This window comes from Streptomyces sp. NPDC057743 (assembly GCF_042798755.1).
Taxonomy (GTDB): Bacteria; Actinomycetota; Actinomycetes; order Streptomycetales; family Streptomycetaceae; genus Streptomyces.
Genome location: NZ_JBHVJX010000011.1, coordinates 128,082 through 147,367 on the forward strand (window position 1 = coordinate 128,082; position 19,286 = coordinate 147,367).

A 19,286-nucleotide genomic window follows, 5' to 3' on the forward strand; every position below is an offset into this window, starting at 1 on the left:
CCAAGGAGAGCGCATGACGGCAGACGGCACCCGCGCGGTCCGGGCCGGTCTCCCGGAGCCGGCGGCCCACGAACCGGCTCTTCCCGGCCCGGTGTTCGCCGCCCACTTCCACCTCCCCGGCGAGGCCACCGGCCCGTATACGTACGGCCGCGGCACCAACCCCACCTGGACCCTGCTGGAAGCCGCCATCGGCGAGCTGGAAGCGCCGGACGAGCCCGCGCACACCGTCTCCTTCGCCTCCGGGATGGCGGCGATCAGCGCCGTGCTCTTCTCCCAACTGCGCGCCGGCGACGCGGTGGTGCTCCCCGACGACGGCTACCAGCTCCTGCCCGCGGTCCGCACCCGCCTGGAGAGCTACGGGATCGAGGTCCGCACGGCGCCCACCGCCCACGACGCCCAGCTCGATGTCCTCGACGGCGCCCGGCTGTTGTGGATCGAGACGCCCTCCAACCCGGGCCTCGACGTCTGCGACATCCGACGGCTGGCGGACGCCGCGCACGCCCGCGGCGCGCTGGTCGCCGTGGACAACACCCTCGCCACCCCGCTCGGCCAGCGCCCGTTGGACCTCGGCGCGGACTTCTCGGTCGCCAGCGGCACCAAGGCCCTGACCGGCCATGGCGATCTGCTGCTGGGGTACGCCAGCACCCGAAACGCGGCGCTGGCCGACGACGTCCGGCTGTGGCGCAAGACGCTCGGCGCGATCCCCGGCCCGATGGAGAGCTGGCTCGCACACCGCTCGCTCGCTACCCTGGCCCTGCGCGTCCGCCAACAGGCCGAGGGCGCACTGGCGTTGGCCACCGCGCTGACCGCCCGCCCCGAGGTCACCGGGGTGCGCCACCCCGGCCTGCCGTCGGACCCGTCCCACGCCCTCGCGGTGCGCCAGATGCGCCCCGGCCGCTTCGGCTGCGTGGTCTCCTTCGTCCTCCCGGACCGGGCGTACGCCGAACGGTTCCTGGCCGCACTGACGTTGGTGGACAACGCGACCAGCTTCGGCGGCGTGCGCTCCACCGCCGAGCGCCGGGCCCGTTGGGGCGGGGACGACGTCCCGGACGGCTTCATCCGGCTCTCCGTCGGCATCGAGGAGCCGCAGGACCTGATAGCCGATGTGCGGCGGGCGTTGGACGCGGCGAGGCCGTAGGGCGGCGCCCGACGGAGGAGCGGGCACGTCGCGGTGGTCCGGCGACCCCTGGGCACGAAAAGGCCGGCAGGGTATCCCCCCTCGTCACCCTGCCGGCCTGCGGCTCCCGTGCCTCCGGTCCGGACGTTTCACGGGCCGGATGTTTCACGTGGAACGAACCGCTTCAACAAGGCTAGTTGACTCAGCGTCAGTGTCCAATCACGCTAGCGACACAGTCCTATCGACAAATTTATAGTTGCCCCGCGACCAGGCTTCTGAGGGGCGCAGGAGGTACGCGATGGATCTGGCCCTGCTGCGTACCTTCGTCACGGTCCACCGGGCCGGCTCGTTCACCCGGGCCGCCGCGCTCCTCGGGCTCTCCCAGCCGGCGGTGACCAGCCAAATCCGCACGCTGGAGCGGCAGTTAGGGCGCCCGCTCTTCGTCCGTTGCGCCCGTGGCGTCACCGCCACCACCTTCGGCGACGAACTCGCCCACAAGGTCGCGCCCCACCTCGACGCCCTCACCGAGATCACCGAGGCGGGCCTGGACCAGGACTCCACCACCCGCACCCTCCACCTCGGCGGCCCCCCGGAGTTCACCGCCGAGCGCGCGTTACCCGCGCTGAGCCCGCTGGTCTCCCAGGGCCTGTCCATACGCACCGCCTACGGCGCCGCCGACGAGTTGCTGAACGGCCTGGCCGCCGGCCACCACGACCTGACCGTCACCACCACCCGGCCGCGCGGCGGGCTGCTCACCGCCACCCCGCTCTGCGACGAGGAACACGTACTGGTCGCTGCGCCCCGCTGGGCGACCCGGTTGGGCGGCCCCGGCGTCGTCCAGGCCGGCGGCGTCCGGGTCCTCGACCCCGTCCCGCTGGTCGAGGTCCACGAGAGCCTGCCGCTGATCGCCCGCTACTGGGCCGCCGTCTTCGACGCCAAACCCACCGCCTCCGCCGCGGTCGTCGTCGACGATCTGCGGGCGGTGCTGTCCTGCGTCGCGGCGGGCGCGGGGCTGGCCGTCCTGCCCCGCTACCTGTGCGCCGAGGCGCTGGACAGCGGCGCCGTGATCGCCCTCCTCGACCCGCCGGTGCCCCCGCTGCGCACCTACTTCCTGGCCGTGCGGACCGGGACGCTGGGGCTGCCGCACATCGCGCGGGCGCACGAGTGGCTGCTGCGGACCGCCGCCGGCTGGTGACGTGAGCCGCGGGACGGGGGTTTCACCCCGGCTCGACTGCGGCATCTGTCCCCTATGACCGTACGGCCAGTCGTCAAACGCACCGCCCGCGCGATCCTCCTCGACGGCGCGGACCTCGTACTGATCAAGCGCACCAAGCCGGGCCGGGCCCCGTACTGGATCACCCCCGGCGGCGGCGTGGAGCCGGAGGACGCCACGGTCATCGAGGCCCTCCACCGCGAGCTGGACGAGGAGCTGGGCGCCAAGGTCACCGACGTGGTGCCGGTCTTCGTCGACACCGTCGAGCACCTCACCGACGGCGGGGTGGACGGCGTCAAGGTGCAGCACTTCTTCGTCTGCCGGCTGGACTCGATGGACCCGGCCCGCCGGCACGGCCCCGAGGTCGAGGAGCCGTGCGGCGAGTACGAGATCGTGCGGGTGCCCTTCACCCGGGTCGGGATCGCCTCGGTCGACGTCGTCCCGCTCTCCCTGCGGCACTACCTGGACGGCAACATCGAGGGCGTGCGCGCGATGCACGCCCCCGACCTCGGCTGACACCCCCTGGCGAACCGGCCCCGGTCAGCCGTCGCGCCGGTCGAACCAGCCGCGGAACTCCGGGCCATCCTCGGCCGGCCGGCGCGGCTGGGCCCGGGCCAGCACCGCCTCGACCCGGTCGAGGAACTCCTCGTTCAGCTCCGCGGCCAAGTCACCCCGCGCTGGGCACCGTTGGCCGGGCACCGGCACCGGGCCGGGCTCGGGGACGTCCTCGTGCAGCCCGCCGCGCAGATGCTCGCTCCCGCGCTGCGGGCGGCGGAACGGCGGGCGCCGGTCGGCCTCGGCGGCGGACCCGAAGAAGTCGCCGCCCTTGCGCTTGACGTCGTCGGTGCCCCAGGCACGCGCCCGGCGCTCGGTCGCGGGGACCTTCGCCAAGTGCGGGATGTGCTTGGAGCAGTGGATGTACGCCTCCTCGACCTCGACCGCCACCCACAGTTGGGCCCGCCGGCCCGGGACCGGATCGACCGGCAGCCCCGGAAAGTGCGCCCGCATCTCCTCGTCCAGCACCACCCGGGCCCGCCCGTTGATGTGCAGCCCGATCCGGTAGCGGGTGAAGTCGACCATGAGGATGCCCAGCCGCGGGTTCTCGGAGAGGTTGCCGAGGGAGGCCATCACGCCGTTGCCGCGGTACTCCGGGTACGCCAACAGCCGGTCGCCCAGCACCTGGACGAAGCCGGGCGGCCCGGCCCGGAAAGTCGAGTCGCACTCGCCGTGCCGGTCGGCGGTGGCCAGGAAGAACATCTCCTGGCAGGCCACGAACTCCTGCATCCGCGCGTTGAGATGGTCCAGGACCTGGTCCGCGTAGAAGCGGTCGGCGCGCGCGGTCGTCCCGAGTCTCCGCTGCACCAGGTGCTCACCGTCGCTCCCGGGCCGCTCCGCCGGCCGGCCCGGGCCCCATGACTCCGTCGCGCGGTCGTGTTCACCGTGTGCTGCCAAGACTTCAGTCTCCCGTTGCTACCAGCTCGTCGATGGAGTCGTGCCAAATCCGCCCGGCCGGGACGCCGACCTCCACCAGTGCCTCCACACCGTTGCGGATCAGCCCCAGCGGACCGGAAAGATATGCGTCGTATTCCCGGTACGGCCCGTATTGCCGTACGGCGTCGGGGAGTTGGCCCGTGAGGGTGTTCGGGCCGCCCCGGGTACCCGGCCCGACGGTGACGACCGGGCGGACGGAGAGCCAGGGGTGGGTCTGCTCCAGCCGCAGCATGGTGTCGATGTCGTAGAGGTCGTGGTCGCTGCGGGCACCGTAGAAGACCTCCACCGGGCGCCCGGCGCCGCGGTCGGCGATGTCCTCGATCAGCGCCTTGATGGGCGCGATGCCGGTACCGCCGCCGACGCACAACAGGCCGTTGCCGGTGGAGTGGTCGACGGTCATCGAGCCGGCGGGCGCGCCCAGCCGGACGACGTCGCCGGGCCGGGCGCGGTGCACCAGCGCGTTGGAGACCCAGCCGGCCGGCACCGCCTTCACGTGGAACGAGAGCAGGCCGTCGGAGCGCGGCGCCGAGGCGAAGGAGTAGTGCCGCCACACCCGGGGCCACCAGGGGGTCTCCAGGCTGGTGTACTGGCCGGCGCGGAACGGGTACGGCTGGTCCGGGCGGACCGTCACCACCGCGGTGTCGGGGGTGCGCAGTTCGTGCGCGACGACCTCGGCCTGCCACCAGGCCGGGGCGATGGCCTCGTTCTCGGCCGCCGCGTCGATCATGGTCTGGGAGATGGCGGTGTAGGCGCGCACCCACGCGGCCTCGGCCTCCGGGCTCCAGGTGGCCGTGGCATAACGGGAGAGCGCGCTCAGCAGGCACTCACCGACCGCCGGGTAGTGGTCGGGCAGGGTGCCGTACTTGCGGTGGCCGCGGCCGAGTTGGGTGAGGTACTGGCCGAGCACCTCGGCGTTGTCGACGTGCTTGGCGGCGGTGAGCAGCGCCTTGAAGAGCCGGTCGCGCTGGGTGTCCATCGAGGCGGGGAACAGCGCCCGCAGATCGGGGTGTTGGACGAACAGCAGCGCGTAGAAGTACGAGGTGACCTTGTCGGCCACGGGCTCGATCTCGTTCATGGTGCGCCGGATGAGCACCGCGTCGGGAGAGGCCATGGCTTCTGACGGGCCGGTGGCTTCCAGCGCGGCCAGGGAGGACGGAGCCGCGGAGGGTGCCGGTGGCGCAGGCGGGGTCGGAGCCGCGGAAGGGGCCGGAGGTGCGGGTGGGGCTGGGGCGGGCGGTGGTTCAGGAGCGGCCGACGGGGCGGTGGGGGCCGCCGAGTTCGGCGGGGCCGCGGGGGCGTCCGGGGCGGGTCCGGGGGCCACAGTGCGCGGGTCGAAGCCACCGAAGGCGTCGAACGGCGTGTGTGCGGCGGGCTCGTGGACCGGCTCCGGCTCCGCCGCGGGACGCGGGGCGGCGGGCGCCGCGCCCTGCCGCGGCACTCGTTGCGCCGCCGGCTCGCGCTCCCGCTCGGCGGCGGTACCCACCGGACGTATCGGGTTCACGGACCGGCTGGGTATCCGCTCGGCGTCGACGCGTTCGCCCGGCTCGTCGCGGTCTTCTTGCGCCGATTCCCGCTCGTCCGGGCCGTTTTGCCGGCCGGGTTCCTCTCCGGAAGATTTCTTCGCCGGCGGAGTGAACCAACCCCAATCGCCACTGCTGCCGCCAGAAGGGCCGTTATCGGCCGACGTGGTGGTCGGAGCGTCCATGGTCTGCCTCGCCTCGAACGTCTTTCGGTGGTCTTTGCCGTTCCACTGACCGGAACTGCCCGGAATTCCCCCGCCCTGCCCGGAATTCTTCGTCGCCTCAAGCGATCCCGGCAACACTCTCTAAAGCGGACACATCTCACTTCCCTGTGGCAAGCGGCGCACATACCGTTCCGTCAGCATGCCACCCCACTCCACCGCATCGGACAAACAGCCGGAAAGTCGGGTGACACGGGCCGACTCCCCGCTAGGCTGACGGGCTTTGTCCGCCGTCCACGCCCCGCGAAGGACCCGCACCCCCGTCGAGCCGGAGTCGACCATACCGGCAGTAGTTGAAACCACAACCCCCGATCCGGGGACACTCAACGCGCCCCCGCCAATACCAGTGATCCTCCCCACAGACGGCGAATTCCGTACGCGCGGCGGACGAATGCACCACGGAAAGCGCGCGCCCCGTCGAATTACCCGCCGGTACGCACCAGTTCGTATGCCGCACGAAGATCACGTCCCGCATACGCATACGTGGCCAGGTCGCTGACATGGTGATCCGCATTCACCGCCACCGACTCCGGTACCACCGCGAAGAGTTCGACGTCCGACATCGAGTCGCCGTATGCCACGCAGTCGACCCGGCCCAGCCCGTACCGCGCACAGAGTTCGTCCGCGATCCGCACCTTCGCTGACGACGAGAGGATGCCGGCCGGTTCCACCGGGGTGCGGATCGGCACCGCGGGCCAACGGGAGCCGTGCGCGGTGTCGACGCCCCAGTCCAGCAGCCGCTCGACGAAGAAACCGGGCGAGAGCGAAATCACGGCGCACCGCTCGCCGCGGGCCCGGATGTCGGCCCACACCTCCCGGATACCGGCCAGCCACGGCGCGCCCTCGAAGGCCGCCGCCACATGCGCCTCGGTCAGCTCGGCGGCCCACAGGTCACACGCCCGCTGCGCGAAGCCCGCCGGGGTCAACTCCCGGGCCGCGAACGCCCGCTCCAGTTCGGCGATCTCGCGATCCAGCCCCAGCTGACGGGCGATCTCGACGGCGGCCGCGGACCCGTGGAGCAGGGTGCCGTCCATATCGAACAGATGCAGCTTGCTCATGGACGGAGCCTAGGTCCTGTCCGGTGGGTCGGGGTCGGAAAGGCCGGGGCGTCCCGCCGCCCGCCGGCGGACCCGGGCCGTACTCGCCGCCGCGTACGCGCGGATACTCCCGCCGTCAGATGTCCCGTCCCCCGCCGCCCGGCACCGTGGGGGCATGCAGCTTCGCCGGCCCGCCCGCCGGGCCCTCCTCGTCGCCCATGTCGCCTGCTCCGTCGGCTGGCTGGGGCTCACCGCCGGGCTGTTCGTGCTCGGGGTCACCGGCTTCACGGCCACCTCCGCCCCCACCGCCGAGGTCGCCTACCGGGCGATGCAGCTCCTCATCGACCACCTGGTGCTCCCAGTGGCGCTGGCCTCACTGGTCAGCGGGTTGGTGCTGGCCCTCGGTACGCCGTGGGGGCTGACCCGGTACCGCTGGGTCCTCACCAAGGCGTGGCTGACGCCCCCGGCCCTGCTGCTGACGGTGCTCGCGCTCCGTCCCGGCATCGCCCGCCTCGCCGCGGCGGCCGCCGCCGATCACCCCGTGTCCGACGTCGGCCTCCTCGTGGCCCCGGGGGTCGCCTCCGCGCTGTACCTCTTCCTGACCGCGCTCTCCGTCCTCAAGCCGTGGGGGCGCACCACGCGCGGCGGCCGACCGCACGGGGCACGGTCGGCCGGGGGGCGCCTCCGGAGGGACGTCGCGTCGTGACGGGTCCCGCCTGGGGGCCGCGGCCGCGCGACCCCACCGGGACGGGCGACCGGAACGCTCAGCTCCGCACCGCCGGCGCGGCCGCCCCGTCCCCCTCGGTCGCCTCCACCGTCACGACCGGATCGCCCGCGGCCACCACCTGGCTGTGGCCCGGCCGCCGGCGCTCCAGGGAGGAGGCCAGCACCGCCACCCCCAGCGCCGCGACGGTCATCAGCGCGCCCACCCAGTTGGGCGCGGTCAGCCCGAGCCCACCCGAGATCACCAGGCCGCCGAGCCACGCGGCCAGCGCGTTGCCGAAGTTGAAGGCCGCGATGTTGCCGGCCGAGGCCAGGGTGGGCGCGGCGGCCGCCTGGTCCAACACCCGCTTCTGGAGCGGCGGTACGGTCGCGAAGCCGAAGAAGCCGATCAGCCCAATGGTGATCACCGCGGCGACCTTGTGGTGCGCGGTGAAGGTGAACGCGGCCAGCACCACCGCCAGTCCGGCCAGGGACGCGTAGAGCATCGGCATCATGGCGCGGTCGGTGTACCGACCGGAGAAGAGGTTCCCGCCGACCATCCCGAGGCCGAAGACCGCGATCAGCCAGATGACGGAGGACGGCGCGAAGCCGGCGACCCCGGTCATCATCGAGGCGAGATAGGTGATGGCCGCGAAGACCCCGCCGAAGCCGAGGACGGTCATCAGCATCGCCAGGCCGACCTGCGGGTTGCGGAAGACCGCCAGCTCGCTGCCGATCCGGGCGGCCGCCTTGGCCCGCTGCGCCGGGACCAGCTTCACGATGCCGAACAGCCCCAGCACGCCGAGCACGGTGATCGCGTAGAACGTGGTGCGCCAGCCGAGCTGCTGGCTGACCAGGGTGCCGGCCGGCACGCCCACGACGTTGGCCACGGTCAGTCCGCTGAACAGCAGCGAGAGCGCGGCGGCCCGCTTCTCTGGAGCGACGAGGTCGGCGGCCACCAGCGAGCCGATGCCGAAGAACGCGCCGTGGGCGAAGGCCGAGACGACCCGGCCGACGAGCACCAGCCCGAAGGTGGGCGCAAGGCCGGTGAGCAGGTTACCCACGACGAACAGGCCCATCAGCAGCATCAGCATCTGCTTCCGGGTGAAGCGGGTGCCGAGCACCGTCATCAGGGGGGCGCCGACCACCACGCCGAGGGCGTAGAGCGTGGTCGCGTAGCCGGCGAGCGGGATGGAGACACCGAAGTCGGCCGCCATGTCGGGCAACAGCCCCATCACCGCGAACTCGGTCGTTCCGATCCCGAAGGCGCCGATGGCGAGCGCCAGGAGCGCGAGAGGCATGGCGGGTCCTTCCCATTGATTGCACACATCCTCAACCAGCGCAGACAATAATTGCAGACGCGCTTTATTTGCAAGCGCCGACTATTTCGGAGGTGGCCTATCCTGGTGCGGACAACGGATGAGGAGGTCTGCGATGACGCAGCGGACGCGGGAGACGACCACGACACGGGATGCCGCCTCCGGGGCCCTCGCCCAGGGCTGGTGCGCGCTCTCCGCCCTGCACGGCCGCATCGAGTCGCACATCGAGCGCGCCCTCCAGGCCCAACACGGCCTCAGCGTCCGGGAGTTCTCGGTGCTCAACGTGCTCAGCGAGCAGCACGACGGACCCGGCGGCCACCTCCGGATGCACCAGGTCGCCGACGCGGTCGTGCTCAGCCAGAGCGCCACCACCCGGCTGGTCACCCGGCTCGAAGAGCGCGGGCTGCTCTCCCGCTACCTCTGCCCCGACGACCGGCGCGGCATCTACACCGACGTCACACCGGACGGCCTGCGCCTCCTCGAAGCCGCCCGGCCCGTCCATGACACCGCGCTGCGCGAGGCCCTCCGGGACGCTGCCCAGCGACCCGAGCTGGCGCCACTGGTGACGGCGGTCGAGACGCTCGGCACCTCCGCGTAACGGGGACGGCCCACCCGCCCGCTGCGGGCGTCGCGAGCGCCCCGAAACCCTGGGCAGGCCGGCCGGCGCGGCATAAGGTCGCGCTCATGAGCGATCTTGAGATAAGGCGCGCCACCGAGAACGACCTGCCCGCCATCGTGGCGATGCTGGCCGACGACCCCCTGGGCGCCACCCGCGAGTCCCCCGACGACCTGACGCCCTACCGCGCCGCGTTCGCCGTCCTGGACGCCGATCCGCACCAGCACCTGGTCGTCGCCGACCGCGGCGGCCGGGTCGTCGGCACGCTCCAACTCACGGTGATCCCCGGCCTCTCCCGGCGCGGCGCCACCCGCTCGATCATCGAGGCGGTACGGATCCACGCCGACGAGCGCGGCGCCGGCCTGGGCACCGAGCTCATCGACTGGGCGGTCAGCCAGTCCCGGAAGCTGGGCTGCCAGCTCGTCCAGCTCACCTCCGACGCCACCCGGGTCGACGCCCACCGCTTCTACGAGCGGCTCGGCTTCGAGGCGTCCCACCTCGGCTTCAAGCTGCCCCTCTGACGGCCCCGGGGAACGGTCAGCGGCCGGCCGGGGGAGCGGTGCGGCGGGCGCGGTGGGCCTTCTGCCGGCAGGCCCCGCCGCAGTACCTCGCGGGCCGCCCGGTGCGCGCCACCGCGAGCTCCGCCCCGCACACCTGACACCGGGTTTCGTTACGCTCCGCCCGCACCGCCGGAAGTTCCGTTACACCCCGGTCGGCGCGCAGCCCGTCGAACAGCAGCGCCGCCATCCGACCCGCCGGCGCCGCTTGGGGCTCCCCTTCCGCGCCCGCGGGACCCCACCCGGCCGACCGCCGGCGCTCCATCGTCAGCACCCCGGCCAGCAGCACCCGGACGTCGTCCAGATCGACGTCCGCCCTTACCGCGCCGGCACGTTGGGCCCGCGCCAGCAGCACCCCGAGGGCCGCCAGAAACTCCAGCTCCGGGCCCTCCTCGGCCGCCTCGGGGCCGCGCCCCTCAACCGCCTCAAGCACCTCGCACAGCGCCCGGTTGGGGGCGGCCAGCCGCACCACCGACGCCAGGAAGCGGAAGAACACCTCGCCGGGGTCGTCCGCATCGGTCAACTCCCCCGCGGCATCGGCGAAGAGCCACATCCGGTCCCGGACCGCCGCCCTGAACAGGGCTTCCTTGGAAGGGAAATGGCGGTACACCGTCCCGGCACCGACCCCGGCACGCCGGGCGATCTCATCGAGCGGGACCCCCAACCCCCGTTCCGCAAAGGCGGATCGGGCCGCCTGGAGCACCAGCGCGCGATTGCGCCGGGCATCCGCGCGCGGGGTCGCCGACCGGCTCTCCGCCCGCCACACACCTGCTGGCACCACCCGGCTCCTCCGCGCTCCACACCCGGGAGAACAACCGGGTTGATCGTTCCGATTCTACGAGGCCGTTAAAACACGCGTGCGGATCGCCACGCTGGGGTGGCGGGCGGGGCGGCGCGAGGAAGTGGGGCGCGGGGTGACGGAGACAGCGGGGGAGGCCGAGGTTCCGGGCGCGCAGCACGCCGCACACGGTGGGCGGGCGCGCCCCCACGCAAAAGGGGTGTGGTCCGTTTCACGTGAAACAGACCACACCCCTGGGCCTCATGTCGAGGGGCGTCCGACGGTCGAGAACCGCCCGCCGGATCAGTGGAGCGGCACGGCTCAGGCCGCGGAGACGGCCCCGTCCCATGCCGCACCGGCCGCACCGGCCGCCGCGTCCTCGTCGACCGCGACTCCCAGCGCCCGCAGGCCAGCAGCCAGCGCCGCCAACGAGGCGAGCACCACCGCGCGGTCCGCGGCCCGCCCGTAGTGGTTCACCCTGATCATCTCCGCGGCCAGCGCACCGGCGGCGGCCTGCACCGGGACCGAGCCGTCGGCGGCCAGCGCCGCGGACACCACCTCACGGGCGTCCACCCCCGCCGGCGCACGGAGCGTGGTGGCGGCCGGCGCCGCGTGCTCGTCGCGGATCACGTACGGCACCGGCCCGCCGAGCACCGCGACGCCCGCCCGGACCGCCGCGGCGGCCGCCCGGTGACGGGTGATGACCGCGTCCAGCCGCTCTTCCTCGATCCGGTCCACGGCCTGCTCCAGCGCCAGCATCTCCAACTGCGCCGGAGCATGCGGAAGGGCAGTGCGGCCGGCGTCGATCCAACGCTCCTTCCAGTCCAGCAGCGAGAGGTAAGAGCGCCGCGGCGCCTGCTCGTTGGCGGCGATCCGCTCCCAGGCGCGGGCGCTGACCGACACCGCGGAGACCCCGGCCGGACCGGCCAGCGCCTTCTGGCCGCCGATGACGCAGAGATCCACCCCCCAGTCGTCGGTGAGCAGCGGCTCGGCACCCACCGAGGCGACCGCGTCGAGCATCAGCAGCGCCCCGTGCTCCCGCACCACCGCGCCGATCTCGGCGACCGGGTTGGTGTTGCCGGTCGCCGCCTCGGCGTGCACCAGGCTCACGAAGTCGATCTCGGGGTGCTCCCGCAGCGCCTCCGCCACCTGCTCGGGGCTGACCGCACCGGTGAACGGCGCGCTGATGGAGATCACCTCGGCGCCGCAGGACCGCAACCAGCCGCCGAACGTCTCGCCGTAGGGGCCGGTGATGACGTTGAGGGCGGTGCTGCCCGGCCGCACGGCCGAGCGGATGCACGCCTCCAGGGGCAGCAACGCCTCGCCCTGCATCGTCACGACATCGCAGCGGGTGCGCATCAGGGCCGCGACCTTGTCCTCGATCCGCGCGAAACGGGCGGCGTCGAGCGGGGGCAGGTCGAGCAGAAGCGGGGCGTCGGCGTTCGCAGTCACGGCAGTCACGGTGGCCTTCCAGCGGTAGCGAGCCGCGCGCTGCGGCGGCTCCTGACATCTCGCTCGACTGTACGTCCGCCGGTGCACCTCCATCGGCCGGGTCCGGGGCCCTCCCCGGGGCCGGACCCGCCTCGACGCGGAGCCCCCGCTACCCCTCCCGGCCTCCGGATCAGACGCCCCGCCAGCCCTCGGGGTCCACCCCGCCCGGCACCGGTCCCGCGGGCTCGTAGGGCCCTCGGGTGAAGACGAAGCTCCCCAGGTCGAGGTGGGTGACCGTGCCGTCCGGCGCCCGCTGCGCACGGAGCGTCTCACCGGCGTAGTAGCCGTCCAATCCGGTCCAGGTGCCGTCATCCTCGGCCCGGAAGCGCGAGGTACGCCCGCCGCCGGACAGCGTGATCAGCTCCAGTCCGCGCCCGTCCAGCAACCGCAGCGCGAACGGGTTCGCGCCCCAGTACCAGGGCCCGGTCAGGGCCAGCAGCTCCTCGTCGACCGGGCCCGGCAGCGGGCGCCACGGCTCCGGGATCCGCGGCTCCCGGCTCGCGACGGTCTCCAGGAAGTCGGCCGCCACCGTGCTGATCGGCACGCCGGAGGTGCAGTTCGCCAGCGCCAGCGCCGCCGTGTCCTGCCCCCGGTCGATCCACAGCGTCGCCAGGAACCCCGGCATCGACCCGGTGTGGCCAGCGAGCAACCGCCCGCGCCGCCGTACGAACTGCGTGCCCAGCCCGTACCCCCCGTCCCAGGCGTCGCCCTCCGGCGGCACCGCGGGCTTCTGCATCTCGGCCAGGCTCGCCCCGCTCAGCACCCGCTCGTCGCCCCGCAACAGGAAGAACGCCCACCGGCACAGGTCCTCCACCGTGGACCACAACTGCCCCGCCGGGCCCATCAGTCCGGTGTCGTGCGCGGGCTCCGGCAGCACCGCGTCGGCCCACGGATGGACCGCCCACCCCTCCGCGTGCGGCGCCTCCGGCAGCAGCGTCGTCCGGGCCAGGCCCAGCGGCTCCAGCACCTCGCGCCGCAGGACCTCACCCCACGGCGTCCCGCCCCGCAGCCGCTCCACGAGCGCCCCGAGCACCGCATAGCCGGGGTTGGAGTAGTGGTGGCGCCGCCCCACCGGATGCAGCCGCGCCCGCTCACCGAACAGATTGGCCGGCTCGGGCCGCAACCCACCGTCGGTCCGCTCCCACCAGGGGCCCTGCGACTCCGCCGCCAACCCGGCGCTGTGCGAGAGAAGTTGGGCGATCGTCGCCTCCGGAACGGGGACGTCCGTCAGATGGGTCCCGATGGGGTCGTCCAGACCCAGCAGCCCCTCGTCCCGGAGTCGCAGCACCAGCACGGCCACGAAGTTCTTGGTCAACGAGCCGATCCGGTACTGCACATCGCCGTGCGGCACCTCCCCGTCCACCGTGCCGCGGGCCCCCGCCCAGACCACCCGCCCCTCGCGGACCACCGCCCCCATCATCGACGGCGCCCGCCCCTCGGACTGCGCGACCGCCAACCGCCGCACCAAGTCCCGCCGCGTCTGCGGCAGCAACTCCGCATAGTCCTCCGCCACTTCGACGACGACACCCTCACGCGGAACCACCGCGCCCACCCCGCCCCCGCGCGCCCCGGGCTCCTGCGACTCCGTCGGCTCCACGACCGTCATGACGCTCCCCAAGTAAGGCTTCTCGCCGGCCGCACCGGCCCGGCCGGCCCTGTCAGCGGCGGACGACGCCCACCGCGCCGCCATCCTGCCCGCCAACCGCCAACGACGCCGCCACGTTTCACGTGAAACGACCGCATGCAGCAGCGCACCGTTTCACGTGAAACGCCGCCCGGCGCACGCCATCACGAGACCTCCAGCGCTCCCAACACCCCCTGAAGCGCGGCCTGTTCAGCCTCGGGGAGCCAGCGCCCGGCACGCACCATGTGCAGCGCGCTCCGCAGCCGCGCCCGGTCCTGGTCCGTTCCCAAGAAGCCCAGAAAGGCCGGCAACGTCAGCCCCAGCGCCTTGAGATCGCCCCGCTCGCACCAACGCGCGAACAGATCCCGCAGGGGCTCCTCAACCCCCACGGCCACGCTCCCGTGTCCCGCGGCCACCTCTTCCCCGTCGCCCGCGGTCTCGCGCAACCCTTCCGCAATGGCGAAGCGGTTCCAGTCGCCGTACTGTCCCTCGGGCGCCTCGGCCGCCCGCTCGGCCGCGCGAAGGAAGTACCGGTGCGCAGCGGCGCGTTGGCCGAGCTCACGATGCGCGTTCCCCAGGTTGATGTACAGCGACGGGTAGAAGCCCCGCACCCGTTCGTCCCCGACCAGGTCGGCGCGGCCCAGGCACTCCCGGTTCCAACGCAGCGTCTCCTCCGCCGAGTTCTGGTGCCGCGCGAGGTAGTGCGCGGCGATGCACGCCTCGTAGTCGTCGCGCGCCCCGTCCCACGCCTGTCGGAAGAGCTCCCGTGCCACCCCGGGGCGCCCCTCCGCCTCGGCCCGCATGCCCGCCACGCACAGCCGCACCACCGGCAGTTCCGGATCCATCCGCCCGTTCTCCCCCTCAGCCATCGCCCGCTCCCGCCTTCCGGTTCTCCTCGGCTCCCTCAGCGGTCCCGCACCGGCATCACCACCGTCGTGAAACTCCCCTGGTCCGCGGAACGGACGACGACCGGCTGGTCCGCCCCCGCGACCTCCAGCAGCACGTCGGGCCCCACGCCCGCCTCCAACACCGGCACCAGGACTGCCGGATCGAAGGCCAACCGCACCTCGGGCCCGGTCCGCACCGCCCGCAGCCGTACGGGCCCGGCCTCCCCGCCCGACACCTCCAGCACCTCCACCGCCCCGTCCGCGGTGCCCCCCGCGTCCGGTCCGAACGCCAACGACGCCGGCCCGCCGCTCCGCTCCGCCACCGCGTCCCGCAGCCCGACCCGGTCCACGATCACCCGATGCCGGGCGGCGGCCAACCCGGCCAGCATCAGCCGGTAGTCCGGGAAATCCCCCGGTTCGACTCCGCCGGCCGGCCCCTCGACGTCCCAGCACGCCCGGCCACTCCGCAGCCGGACCCGCGCGACGCCCGGAGCGTCCGCCGCGGCCGAGGCGCACTCCACCTCCACCGCCGACTGCCGCACCGCCCACTCGGCCATCCGCCGCGCCCGGTCCGCCGCGATCAGCACCCGCAACGGACCGCCCTCGCAGACCTCCGGCCGCAGCACCCGCACCGCCAGCCGATAGCGATCGGTGGCCACCAACCGCACTTCCCCGTCGGCGAGTTCGAGCAGCACGCACCCCAGCACCGGGAATTCGGCCGCCGCCCCGCCGGTCGCCGCCGCGGGCCCCACCTGCCGCACCGCGCTGGCGAGCTCCGGCCCGTCCACCCGCGCCCGCACCGTGCCGGCGGACCGCTCCGGGTGCCCGGACGCCTCGCGCAAAAAGCCCTCCACGACGGCCCGCGCCTCGTCGGCCGCCCGCCGGGTCCGCTCCAGATGCGCCCGCAGCACGTCCCGGGCCGCGTCCTCGGGCCCGTCGAGCACAGTCTCCACGTCCACCAACGGCAGCCCGGCCGCCCGCAGTTGCCGCAGCTGCACCGCCCGCTGCGCCTGCCCGGACCCGTAGCGCCGGTATCCCGTGGCGGCGTCCACCCGGTCCGGTCGGAGCACCCCGCAGTCGTCGTAGAAGCGCAGTGCGCTCGGCGTCAGCCCCACGCATCGGGCGAACGCGCCGATGCCCAACAGTTCCCCGTCGTCCATGTCCGCGATTGTCGGGCTTCGACCAACTCGAAGGTCAACTCGAAGGTCAAACCGCCAGCGGCCGGGCCACGAGGTCAGCCCCGCCCGGCCGCGTCCATGGGCGCCAGGAGCCGGTCGAGGGCCCGTCGGGCGCGGTCCGCCGCCGACGGGTCGGCGGCCAGCTGGACCGCCTGGTTGAGCCCCAGATAGATGCCGACCACCTCGAACCCGACCTGCTCGGGGTCGGTGTCCGGCGGCAGTTCGCCCTGCCCGACCGCGGTGCGCACCTCCTGGGCCAGGCGCCGCCGCCACAGCAGGAAGAGCCGGGCCACCGTGTCCCGCACCGGACCGCCGCGGGCGTCGAACTCCACCGAGGCGGTGATGAAGAAACAGCCGCCGGGAAAGGCGCCGCGCTCGCGCTCCAGATACCTGATCCAGCCCTCACAGATAGCCCGGAGCCGGGTCAGCCCCGGCTTCTCGTCCGCGGCCGGCTCCCACACCACCCGGGAGAAGATCGCCGACGCCCCCTCCAACGCGGCCAGTTGGAGCGCCTGCTTGGTGCCGAAGTGGCCGAGCACCCCCGCCTTGCTCATCTCAAGGTCGGCCGCCAACCGCCCGATCGTCAGCCCCTCCAGCCCCTCCACCGAGGCGATCGCGACACTGCGCTCGACGATCCGCTCCCGCGTTCTGCGGGCCTCGGCGACGGACTTCCGTGGGCTCATGGCGCCATCGTAGCCGCCGACCCGGCTTTAACTTCCGACCGTTCGGTTGCTATATTCCCGGGCCACCAGCAGTGCACCGCACCACCACCGCGAACCGAGGAGTCCAACGTGCCGGGAACCCGTATCGCCGCCCTGGGGCACTACCAGCCGTCCCGCGTGCTCACCAACGACGACCTGGCCGGCATGGTCGACACCAGCGACGAGTGGATCCGGCGCCGCACCGGCATCGCCACCCGCCGGATCGCCGACACCGAGTCGGTGACCGACCTGGCCCACGGCGCCGCGGCCAAGGCACTCGCCGCGGCCGGCCTCGCCCCCGCGGACATCGGCCTGATCACCGTTGCGACCTGCTCCGCCATCGACCGCTGCCCCTCCATCGCGGCCCAGGTCGCCGGCCGCCTCGGCATCCCCACCGCGGTGGCCTACGACCTCAATAACGGCTGCGCCGGCTTCTGCACCGCCCTGGCCTCGGCCGACCACTCCGTCCGGGCGGGCGCCGCGCGGCACGCCCTGGTCATCGGAGCGGAGAAAATGTCCGACGTCACGGACTGGACCGACCGCAGCACCTGCGTCCTGCTCGGGGACGGCGCCGGCGCCGCGGTCCTCAGCGCCGACGACGAGGCCGGCATCGGCCCGGTGGTCTGGGGCTCCGACCCCACCCGCGCGGACGCGGTCCGGCTGCTCGACGACTGGCACCCGCGCTTCGCCCAGGAGGGCCAGACCGTCTTCCGCTGGGTCACCACCGCGCTCCCGGACCTGGCCAGGGAAGCCTGCCGCCGGGCCGGGATCGCCCCCGCCGACCTCGCCGGCGTCGTCACCCACCAGGCGAACCTGCGCATCATCGAGGCCGTGGTCCGCCAGCTCGACCTGCCACAGACCACCGTCATCGCCCAGGACGTCATCGACTCCGGCAACACCTCGGCCGCCTCCGTCCCGCTCGCCTTCGCCAAGCTGGTCGAACGCCGGGAGATCCCCGCCGGCGCCCCCGTCCTGCTGCTCAGCTTCGGCGGCGGCCTCTCCTGGGCGGGCCAGGTCGTCAGCTGCCCCTGAGGACCGCCGGGCACCCGCTCGGCTCAGGTCTGCGCCATGTCCACGAAGCGCGAGTAGTGGCCCTGGAAGGCCACGGTGATCGTCGCGGTGGGACCGTTACGGTGCTTCGCCACGATCAGGTCGGCCTCGCCGGCCCGCGGCGACTCCTTCTCGTAGGCGTCCTCGCGGTGCAGCAGGATCACCATGTCGGCGTCCTGCTCGATGGAACCGGATTCACGCAGGTCAGAAACCATCGGCTTCTTGTCCGTGCGCTGCTCGGGACCACGGTTCAGCTGCGAGAGCGCGATGACCGGGAGCTCCAACTCCTTGGCCAGCAGCTTGAGGTTTCGGGACATGTCCGAAACCTCCTGCTGACGGCTCTCGGCGCGCTTGGAACCGCCGGACTGCATCAGCTGGAGGTAGTCGATGACGACCAGTTTGAGCTCGTTCCGCTGCTTCAGCCGGCGGCACTTGGCGCGGATCTCCATCATCGAGAGGTTCGGCGAATCGTCGATGTAGAGCGGCGCCGCCGAGACGTCCGGCATCCGGCGCGCCAGCCGCGTCCAGTCGTCGTCGGTCATGCTGCCGGACCGCATGTGGTGCAGCGCGACCCGGGCCTCGGCGGACAACAGACGCATCGCGATCTCGTTGCGCCCCATTTCGAGGGAGAAGATCACGCTCGGCAGGTTGTTCTTGATCGAGCAGGCCCGCGCGAAGTCCAGCGCCAGCGTCGACTTACCCATGGCCGGACGGGCCGCGATCACGATCATCTGGCCCGGGTGCAGGCCGTTGGTGAGCGCGTCGAGATCGGTGAAGCCGGTCGGCACGCCGGTCATCTGCCCCTGGCGCGAGCCGATCGCCTCGATCTCGTCGAGCGCGCCCTCCATGATCTCGCCGAGCGGCAGATAGTCCTCGCTGGTGCGCTGCTCGGTGACGGCGTAGATCTCCGCCTGGGCCTTGTTGACGATCTCGTCGACGTCGCCGTCGGCGGCGTATCCCATCTGCGTGATCCGGGTGCCGGCCTCGACGAGGCGGCGCAGCACGGCCCGCTCGTGGACGATCTCCGCGTAGTACTCGGCGTTGGCGGCCGTCGGAACGGACTGCACCAGGGTGTGCAGGTACGAGCCGCCACCGACCCGGCCGATCTCGCCGCGCTTGGTGAGCTCGGCGGCGATGGTGATCGGGTCGGCCGGCTCGCCCTTGGCGTACAGATCGAGGATCGCCTGGTAGATCAGCTCATGGGCGGGACGGTAGAAGTCCTCGCCCTTGAGCACCTCGACGACATCGGCGATGGCGTCCTTGGACAGCAGCATGCCGCCGAGCACCGACTGCTCGGCGTCGAGGTCCTGCGGGGGGACGCGCTCGAAGCCGCCGGACCAGGAGCCGCCGCCCTCGTCGTCCCGGTCCGGGCGGTCGCCGCGGCCCCGGCCCTTGCCCTCGCCGCGACGGGAGCGGGCGGCCGGCAGCAGGTCGCTCGGACCGGAGTCGGCCCAGGGGTCTTCCATGGGCTCGGGAATACTCACCCCGGCACCTCCTCCCGTCCGCGACGCGGACCTTGCTGTGCGGTTCTTTCTTACGGCACAGCTCTGACAATCAAGTTGCCCGACTCCGGTTACGGCGCGTCGAGTTCGGACGAGGTTTCCTGGCCGGAACAGGCGGCGGGCGCCGGACCACGGTAGGCCCGCGCGCACCGTCCGCCAATCTGGTTATCCACAGGCCGTGTGGATGACCGCCCCATAGCTGTGGAGAAGTCCCCGGATCCTGTGCACGGGCCGGGGGAAACTTCTGTGGACAAGCACACAATCACGCCATCCACACCCCTC

The 19,286-nt window shown here is 73.0% G+C and carries 18 protein-coding genes; 7 read left to right on the plus strand and 11 right to left on the minus strand.

Translation table 11 applies throughout. From position 1 onward, the window contains the following. The first annotated feature begins 13 nt into the window (after positions 1-13). The 3 genes from ACFVFQ_RS14995 to ACFVFQ_RS15005 all read left to right on the plus strand — a co-directional run bounded on the left by ACFVFQ_RS14995 (position 14) and on the right by ACFVFQ_RS15005 (position 2,846). Positions 14-1,138, plus strand: a complete 1,125-nt coding sequence (locus tag ACFVFQ_RS14995; protein WP_383414706.1) for a cystathionine gamma-lyase — start codon at positions 14-16, stop codon at positions 1,136-1,138. A gap of 277 nt (positions 1,139-1,415) precedes the next feature. Next, positions 1,416-2,312: a LysR family transcriptional regulator gene (locus tag ACFVFQ_RS15000; RefSeq protein ID WP_383414709.1), complete on the plus strand. Its 897-nt coding sequence runs from the start codon at positions 1,416-1,418 to the stop codon at positions 2,310-2,312. Between the two features lie 54 nt (positions 2,313-2,366). Next, entirely contained in the window at positions 2,367-2,846 is a 480-nt protein-coding gene (locus tag ACFVFQ_RS15005) for an NUDIX domain-containing protein (protein WP_383414711.1), read from the plus strand. Positions 2,847-2,870: 24 nt separating this feature from the next. Here the strand turns inward: ACFVFQ_RS15005 and ACFVFQ_RS15010 are convergent, their stop codons facing one another. The 3 genes from ACFVFQ_RS15010 to ACFVFQ_RS15020 form a co-directional block, all read right to left on the minus strand. Continuing rightward, positions 2,871-3,692 carry a pyridoxamine 5'-phosphate oxidase family protein gene (locus tag ACFVFQ_RS15010; protein ID WP_383415035.1) on the minus strand — a complete coding sequence of 274 codons (822 nt, stop codon included), beginning with the start codon at positions 3,690-3,692 and terminating at the stop codon, positions 2,871-2,873. A 94-nt stretch (positions 3,693-3,786) separates the two neighbouring features. Continuing rightward, a complete protein-coding gene (locus ACFVFQ_RS15015; protein ID WP_383414714.1) occupies positions 3,787-5,526 on the minus strand; it encodes a globin domain-containing protein in 1,740 nt (579 codons plus the stop codon). A gap of 458 nt (positions 5,527-5,984) precedes the next feature. Beyond that, positions 5,985-6,620 (minus strand): HAD family hydrolase, encoded by a 636-nt coding sequence (locus ACFVFQ_RS15020; protein WP_383414717.1) that lies wholly within the window; start codon positions 6,618-6,620, stop codon positions 5,985-5,987. Positions 6,621-6,774: 154 nt separating this feature from the next. On the opposite strand from ACFVFQ_RS15020, the gene ACFVFQ_RS15025 reads away from it, so the two are divergent. Then, a complete protein-coding gene (locus ACFVFQ_RS15025) occupies positions 6,775-7,305 on the plus strand; it encodes a DUF2269 domain-containing protein (protein WP_383414720.1) in 531 nt (176 codons plus the stop codon). Positions 7,306-7,363: 58 nt separating this feature from the next. Here the strand turns inward: ACFVFQ_RS15025 and ACFVFQ_RS15030 are convergent, their stop codons facing one another. Continuing rightward, positions 7,364-8,602, minus strand: coding sequence for an MFS transporter (locus tag ACFVFQ_RS15030; protein WP_383414723.1), 1,239 nt, complete (start codon positions 8,600-8,602; stop codon positions 7,364-7,366). 133 nt (positions 8,603-8,735) lie between these two features. On the opposite strand from ACFVFQ_RS15030, the gene ACFVFQ_RS15035 reads away from it, so the two are divergent. Together ACFVFQ_RS15035 and ACFVFQ_RS15040 are read left to right on the plus strand one after the other, a co-directional pair. Continuing rightward, positions 8,736-9,218: a MarR family winged helix-turn-helix transcriptional regulator gene (locus ACFVFQ_RS15035; RefSeq protein ID WP_383414726.1), complete on the plus strand. Its 483-nt coding sequence runs from the start codon at positions 8,736-8,738 to the stop codon at positions 9,216-9,218. Between the two features lie 86 nt (positions 9,219-9,304). Then, positions 9,305-9,757, plus strand: a complete 453-nt coding sequence (locus tag ACFVFQ_RS15040) for a GNAT family N-acetyltransferase (protein WP_383414729.1) — start codon at positions 9,305-9,307, stop codon at positions 9,755-9,757. 16 nt (positions 9,758-9,773) lie between these two features. Here the strand turns inward: ACFVFQ_RS15040 and ACFVFQ_RS15045 are convergent, their stop codons facing one another. The 6 genes from ACFVFQ_RS15045 to ACFVFQ_RS15070 all read right to left on the minus strand — a co-directional run bounded on the left by ACFVFQ_RS15045 (position 9,774) and on the right by ACFVFQ_RS15070 (position 16,434). After that, positions 9,774-10,571, minus strand: a complete 798-nt coding sequence (locus tag ACFVFQ_RS15045) for a TetR/AcrR family transcriptional regulator (protein WP_383414732.1) — start codon at positions 10,569-10,571, stop codon at positions 9,774-9,776. 321 nt (positions 10,572-10,892) lie between these two features. Beyond that, a complete protein-coding gene (locus ACFVFQ_RS15050; protein WP_383414735.1) occupies positions 10,893-12,032 on the minus strand; it encodes a pyridoxal-phosphate-dependent aminotransferase family protein in 1,140 nt (379 codons plus the stop codon). A 160-nt stretch (positions 12,033-12,192) separates the two neighbouring features. After that, positions 12,193-13,668, minus strand: coding sequence for a serine hydrolase domain-containing protein (locus ACFVFQ_RS15055; protein WP_383414739.1), 1,476 nt, complete (start codon positions 13,666-13,668; stop codon positions 12,193-12,195). A gap of 182 nt (positions 13,669-13,850) precedes the next feature. Further along, on the minus strand, positions 13,851-14,555 hold the full coding sequence (locus ACFVFQ_RS15060) for a hypothetical protein (RefSeq protein ID WP_383414741.1): 705 nt from the start codon (positions 14,553-14,555) through the stop codon (positions 13,851-13,853). A gap of 35 nt (positions 14,556-14,590) precedes the next feature. Continuing rightward, complete coding sequence (locus ACFVFQ_RS15065) at positions 14,591-15,733, minus strand: MerR family transcriptional regulator (RefSeq protein WP_383414743.1); 1,143 nt, start codon at positions 15,731-15,733, stop codon at positions 14,591-14,593. Positions 15,734-15,807: 74 nt separating this feature from the next. Then, entirely contained in the window at positions 15,808-16,434 is a 627-nt protein-coding gene (locus ACFVFQ_RS15070) for a TetR/AcrR family transcriptional regulator (protein ID WP_383414746.1), read from the minus strand. A gap of 108 nt (positions 16,435-16,542) precedes the next feature. On the opposite strand from ACFVFQ_RS15070, the gene ACFVFQ_RS15075 reads away from it, so the two are divergent. Beyond that, positions 16,543-17,484 carry a beta-ketoacyl-ACP synthase III gene (locus ACFVFQ_RS15075; protein WP_383414749.1) on the plus strand — a complete coding sequence of 314 codons (942 nt, stop codon included), beginning with the start codon at positions 16,543-16,545 and terminating at the stop codon, positions 17,482-17,484. 23 nt (positions 17,485-17,507) lie between these two features. Here ACFVFQ_RS15075 and dnaB read toward each other — a convergent pair whose 3' ends face one another. Further along, positions 17,508-18,986: a replicative DNA helicase gene (dnaB, locus tag ACFVFQ_RS15080; RefSeq protein WP_383414752.1), complete on the minus strand. Its 1,479-nt coding sequence runs from the start codon at positions 18,984-18,986 to the stop codon at positions 17,508-17,510. Positions 18,987-19,286 lie beyond the last annotated feature (300 nt).

Bases quoted from the DNA above. Each gene is read 5' to 3' on its own strand.
- ACFVFQ_RS15025 (WP_383414720.1), top strand. From the start codon at position 6,775: ATGCAGCTTCGCCGGCCCGCCCGCCGGGCCCTCCTCGTCGCCCATGTC.
- ACFVFQ_RS15065 (WP_383414743.1), bottom strand. From the start codon at position 15,733: ATGGACGACGGGGAACTGTTGGGCATCGGCGCGTTCGCCCGATGCGTG.
- ACFVFQ_RS15030 (WP_383414723.1), bottom strand. From the start codon at position 8,602: ATGCCTCTCGCGCTCCTGGCGCTCGCCATCGGCGCCTTCGGGATCGGA.
- ACFVFQ_RS15040 (WP_383414729.1), top strand. From the start codon at position 9,305: ATGAGCGATCTTGAGATAAGGCGCGCCACCGAGAACGACCTGCCCGCC.
- ACFVFQ_RS15020 (WP_383414717.1), bottom strand. From the start codon at position 6,620: ATGAGCAAGCTGCATCTGTTCGATATGGACGGCACCCTGCTCCACGGG.
- ACFVFQ_RS15055 (WP_383414739.1), bottom strand. From the start codon at position 13,668: ATGACGGTCGTGGAGCCGACGGAGTCGCAGGAGCCCGGGGCGCGCGGG.
- ACFVFQ_RS15015 (WP_383414714.1), bottom strand. From the start codon at position 5,526: ATGGACGCTCCGACCACCACGTCGGCCGATAACGGCCCTTCTGGCGGC.
- ACFVFQ_RS15035 (WP_383414726.1), top strand. From the start codon at position 8,736: ATGACGCAGCGGACGCGGGAGACGACCACGACACGGGATGCCGCCTCC.
- ACFVFQ_RS15070 (WP_383414746.1), bottom strand. From the start codon at position 16,434: ATGAGCCCACGGAAGTCCGTCGCCGAGGCCCGCAGAACGCGGGAGCGG.
- ACFVFQ_RS15000 (WP_383414709.1), top strand. From the start codon at position 1,416: ATGGATCTGGCCCTGCTGCGTACCTTCGTCACGGTCCACCGGGCCGGC.
- ACFVFQ_RS15005 (WP_383414711.1), top strand. From the start codon at position 2,367: ATGACCGTACGGCCAGTCGTCAAACGCACCGCCCGCGCGATCCTCCTC.
- ACFVFQ_RS14995 (WP_383414706.1), top strand. From the start codon at position 14: ATGACGGCAGACGGCACCCGCGCGGTCCGGGCCGGTCTCCCGGAGCCG.
- ACFVFQ_RS15060 (WP_383414741.1), bottom strand. From the start codon at position 14,555: ATGGCTGAGGGGGAGAACGGGCGGATGGATCCGGAACTGCCGGTGGTG.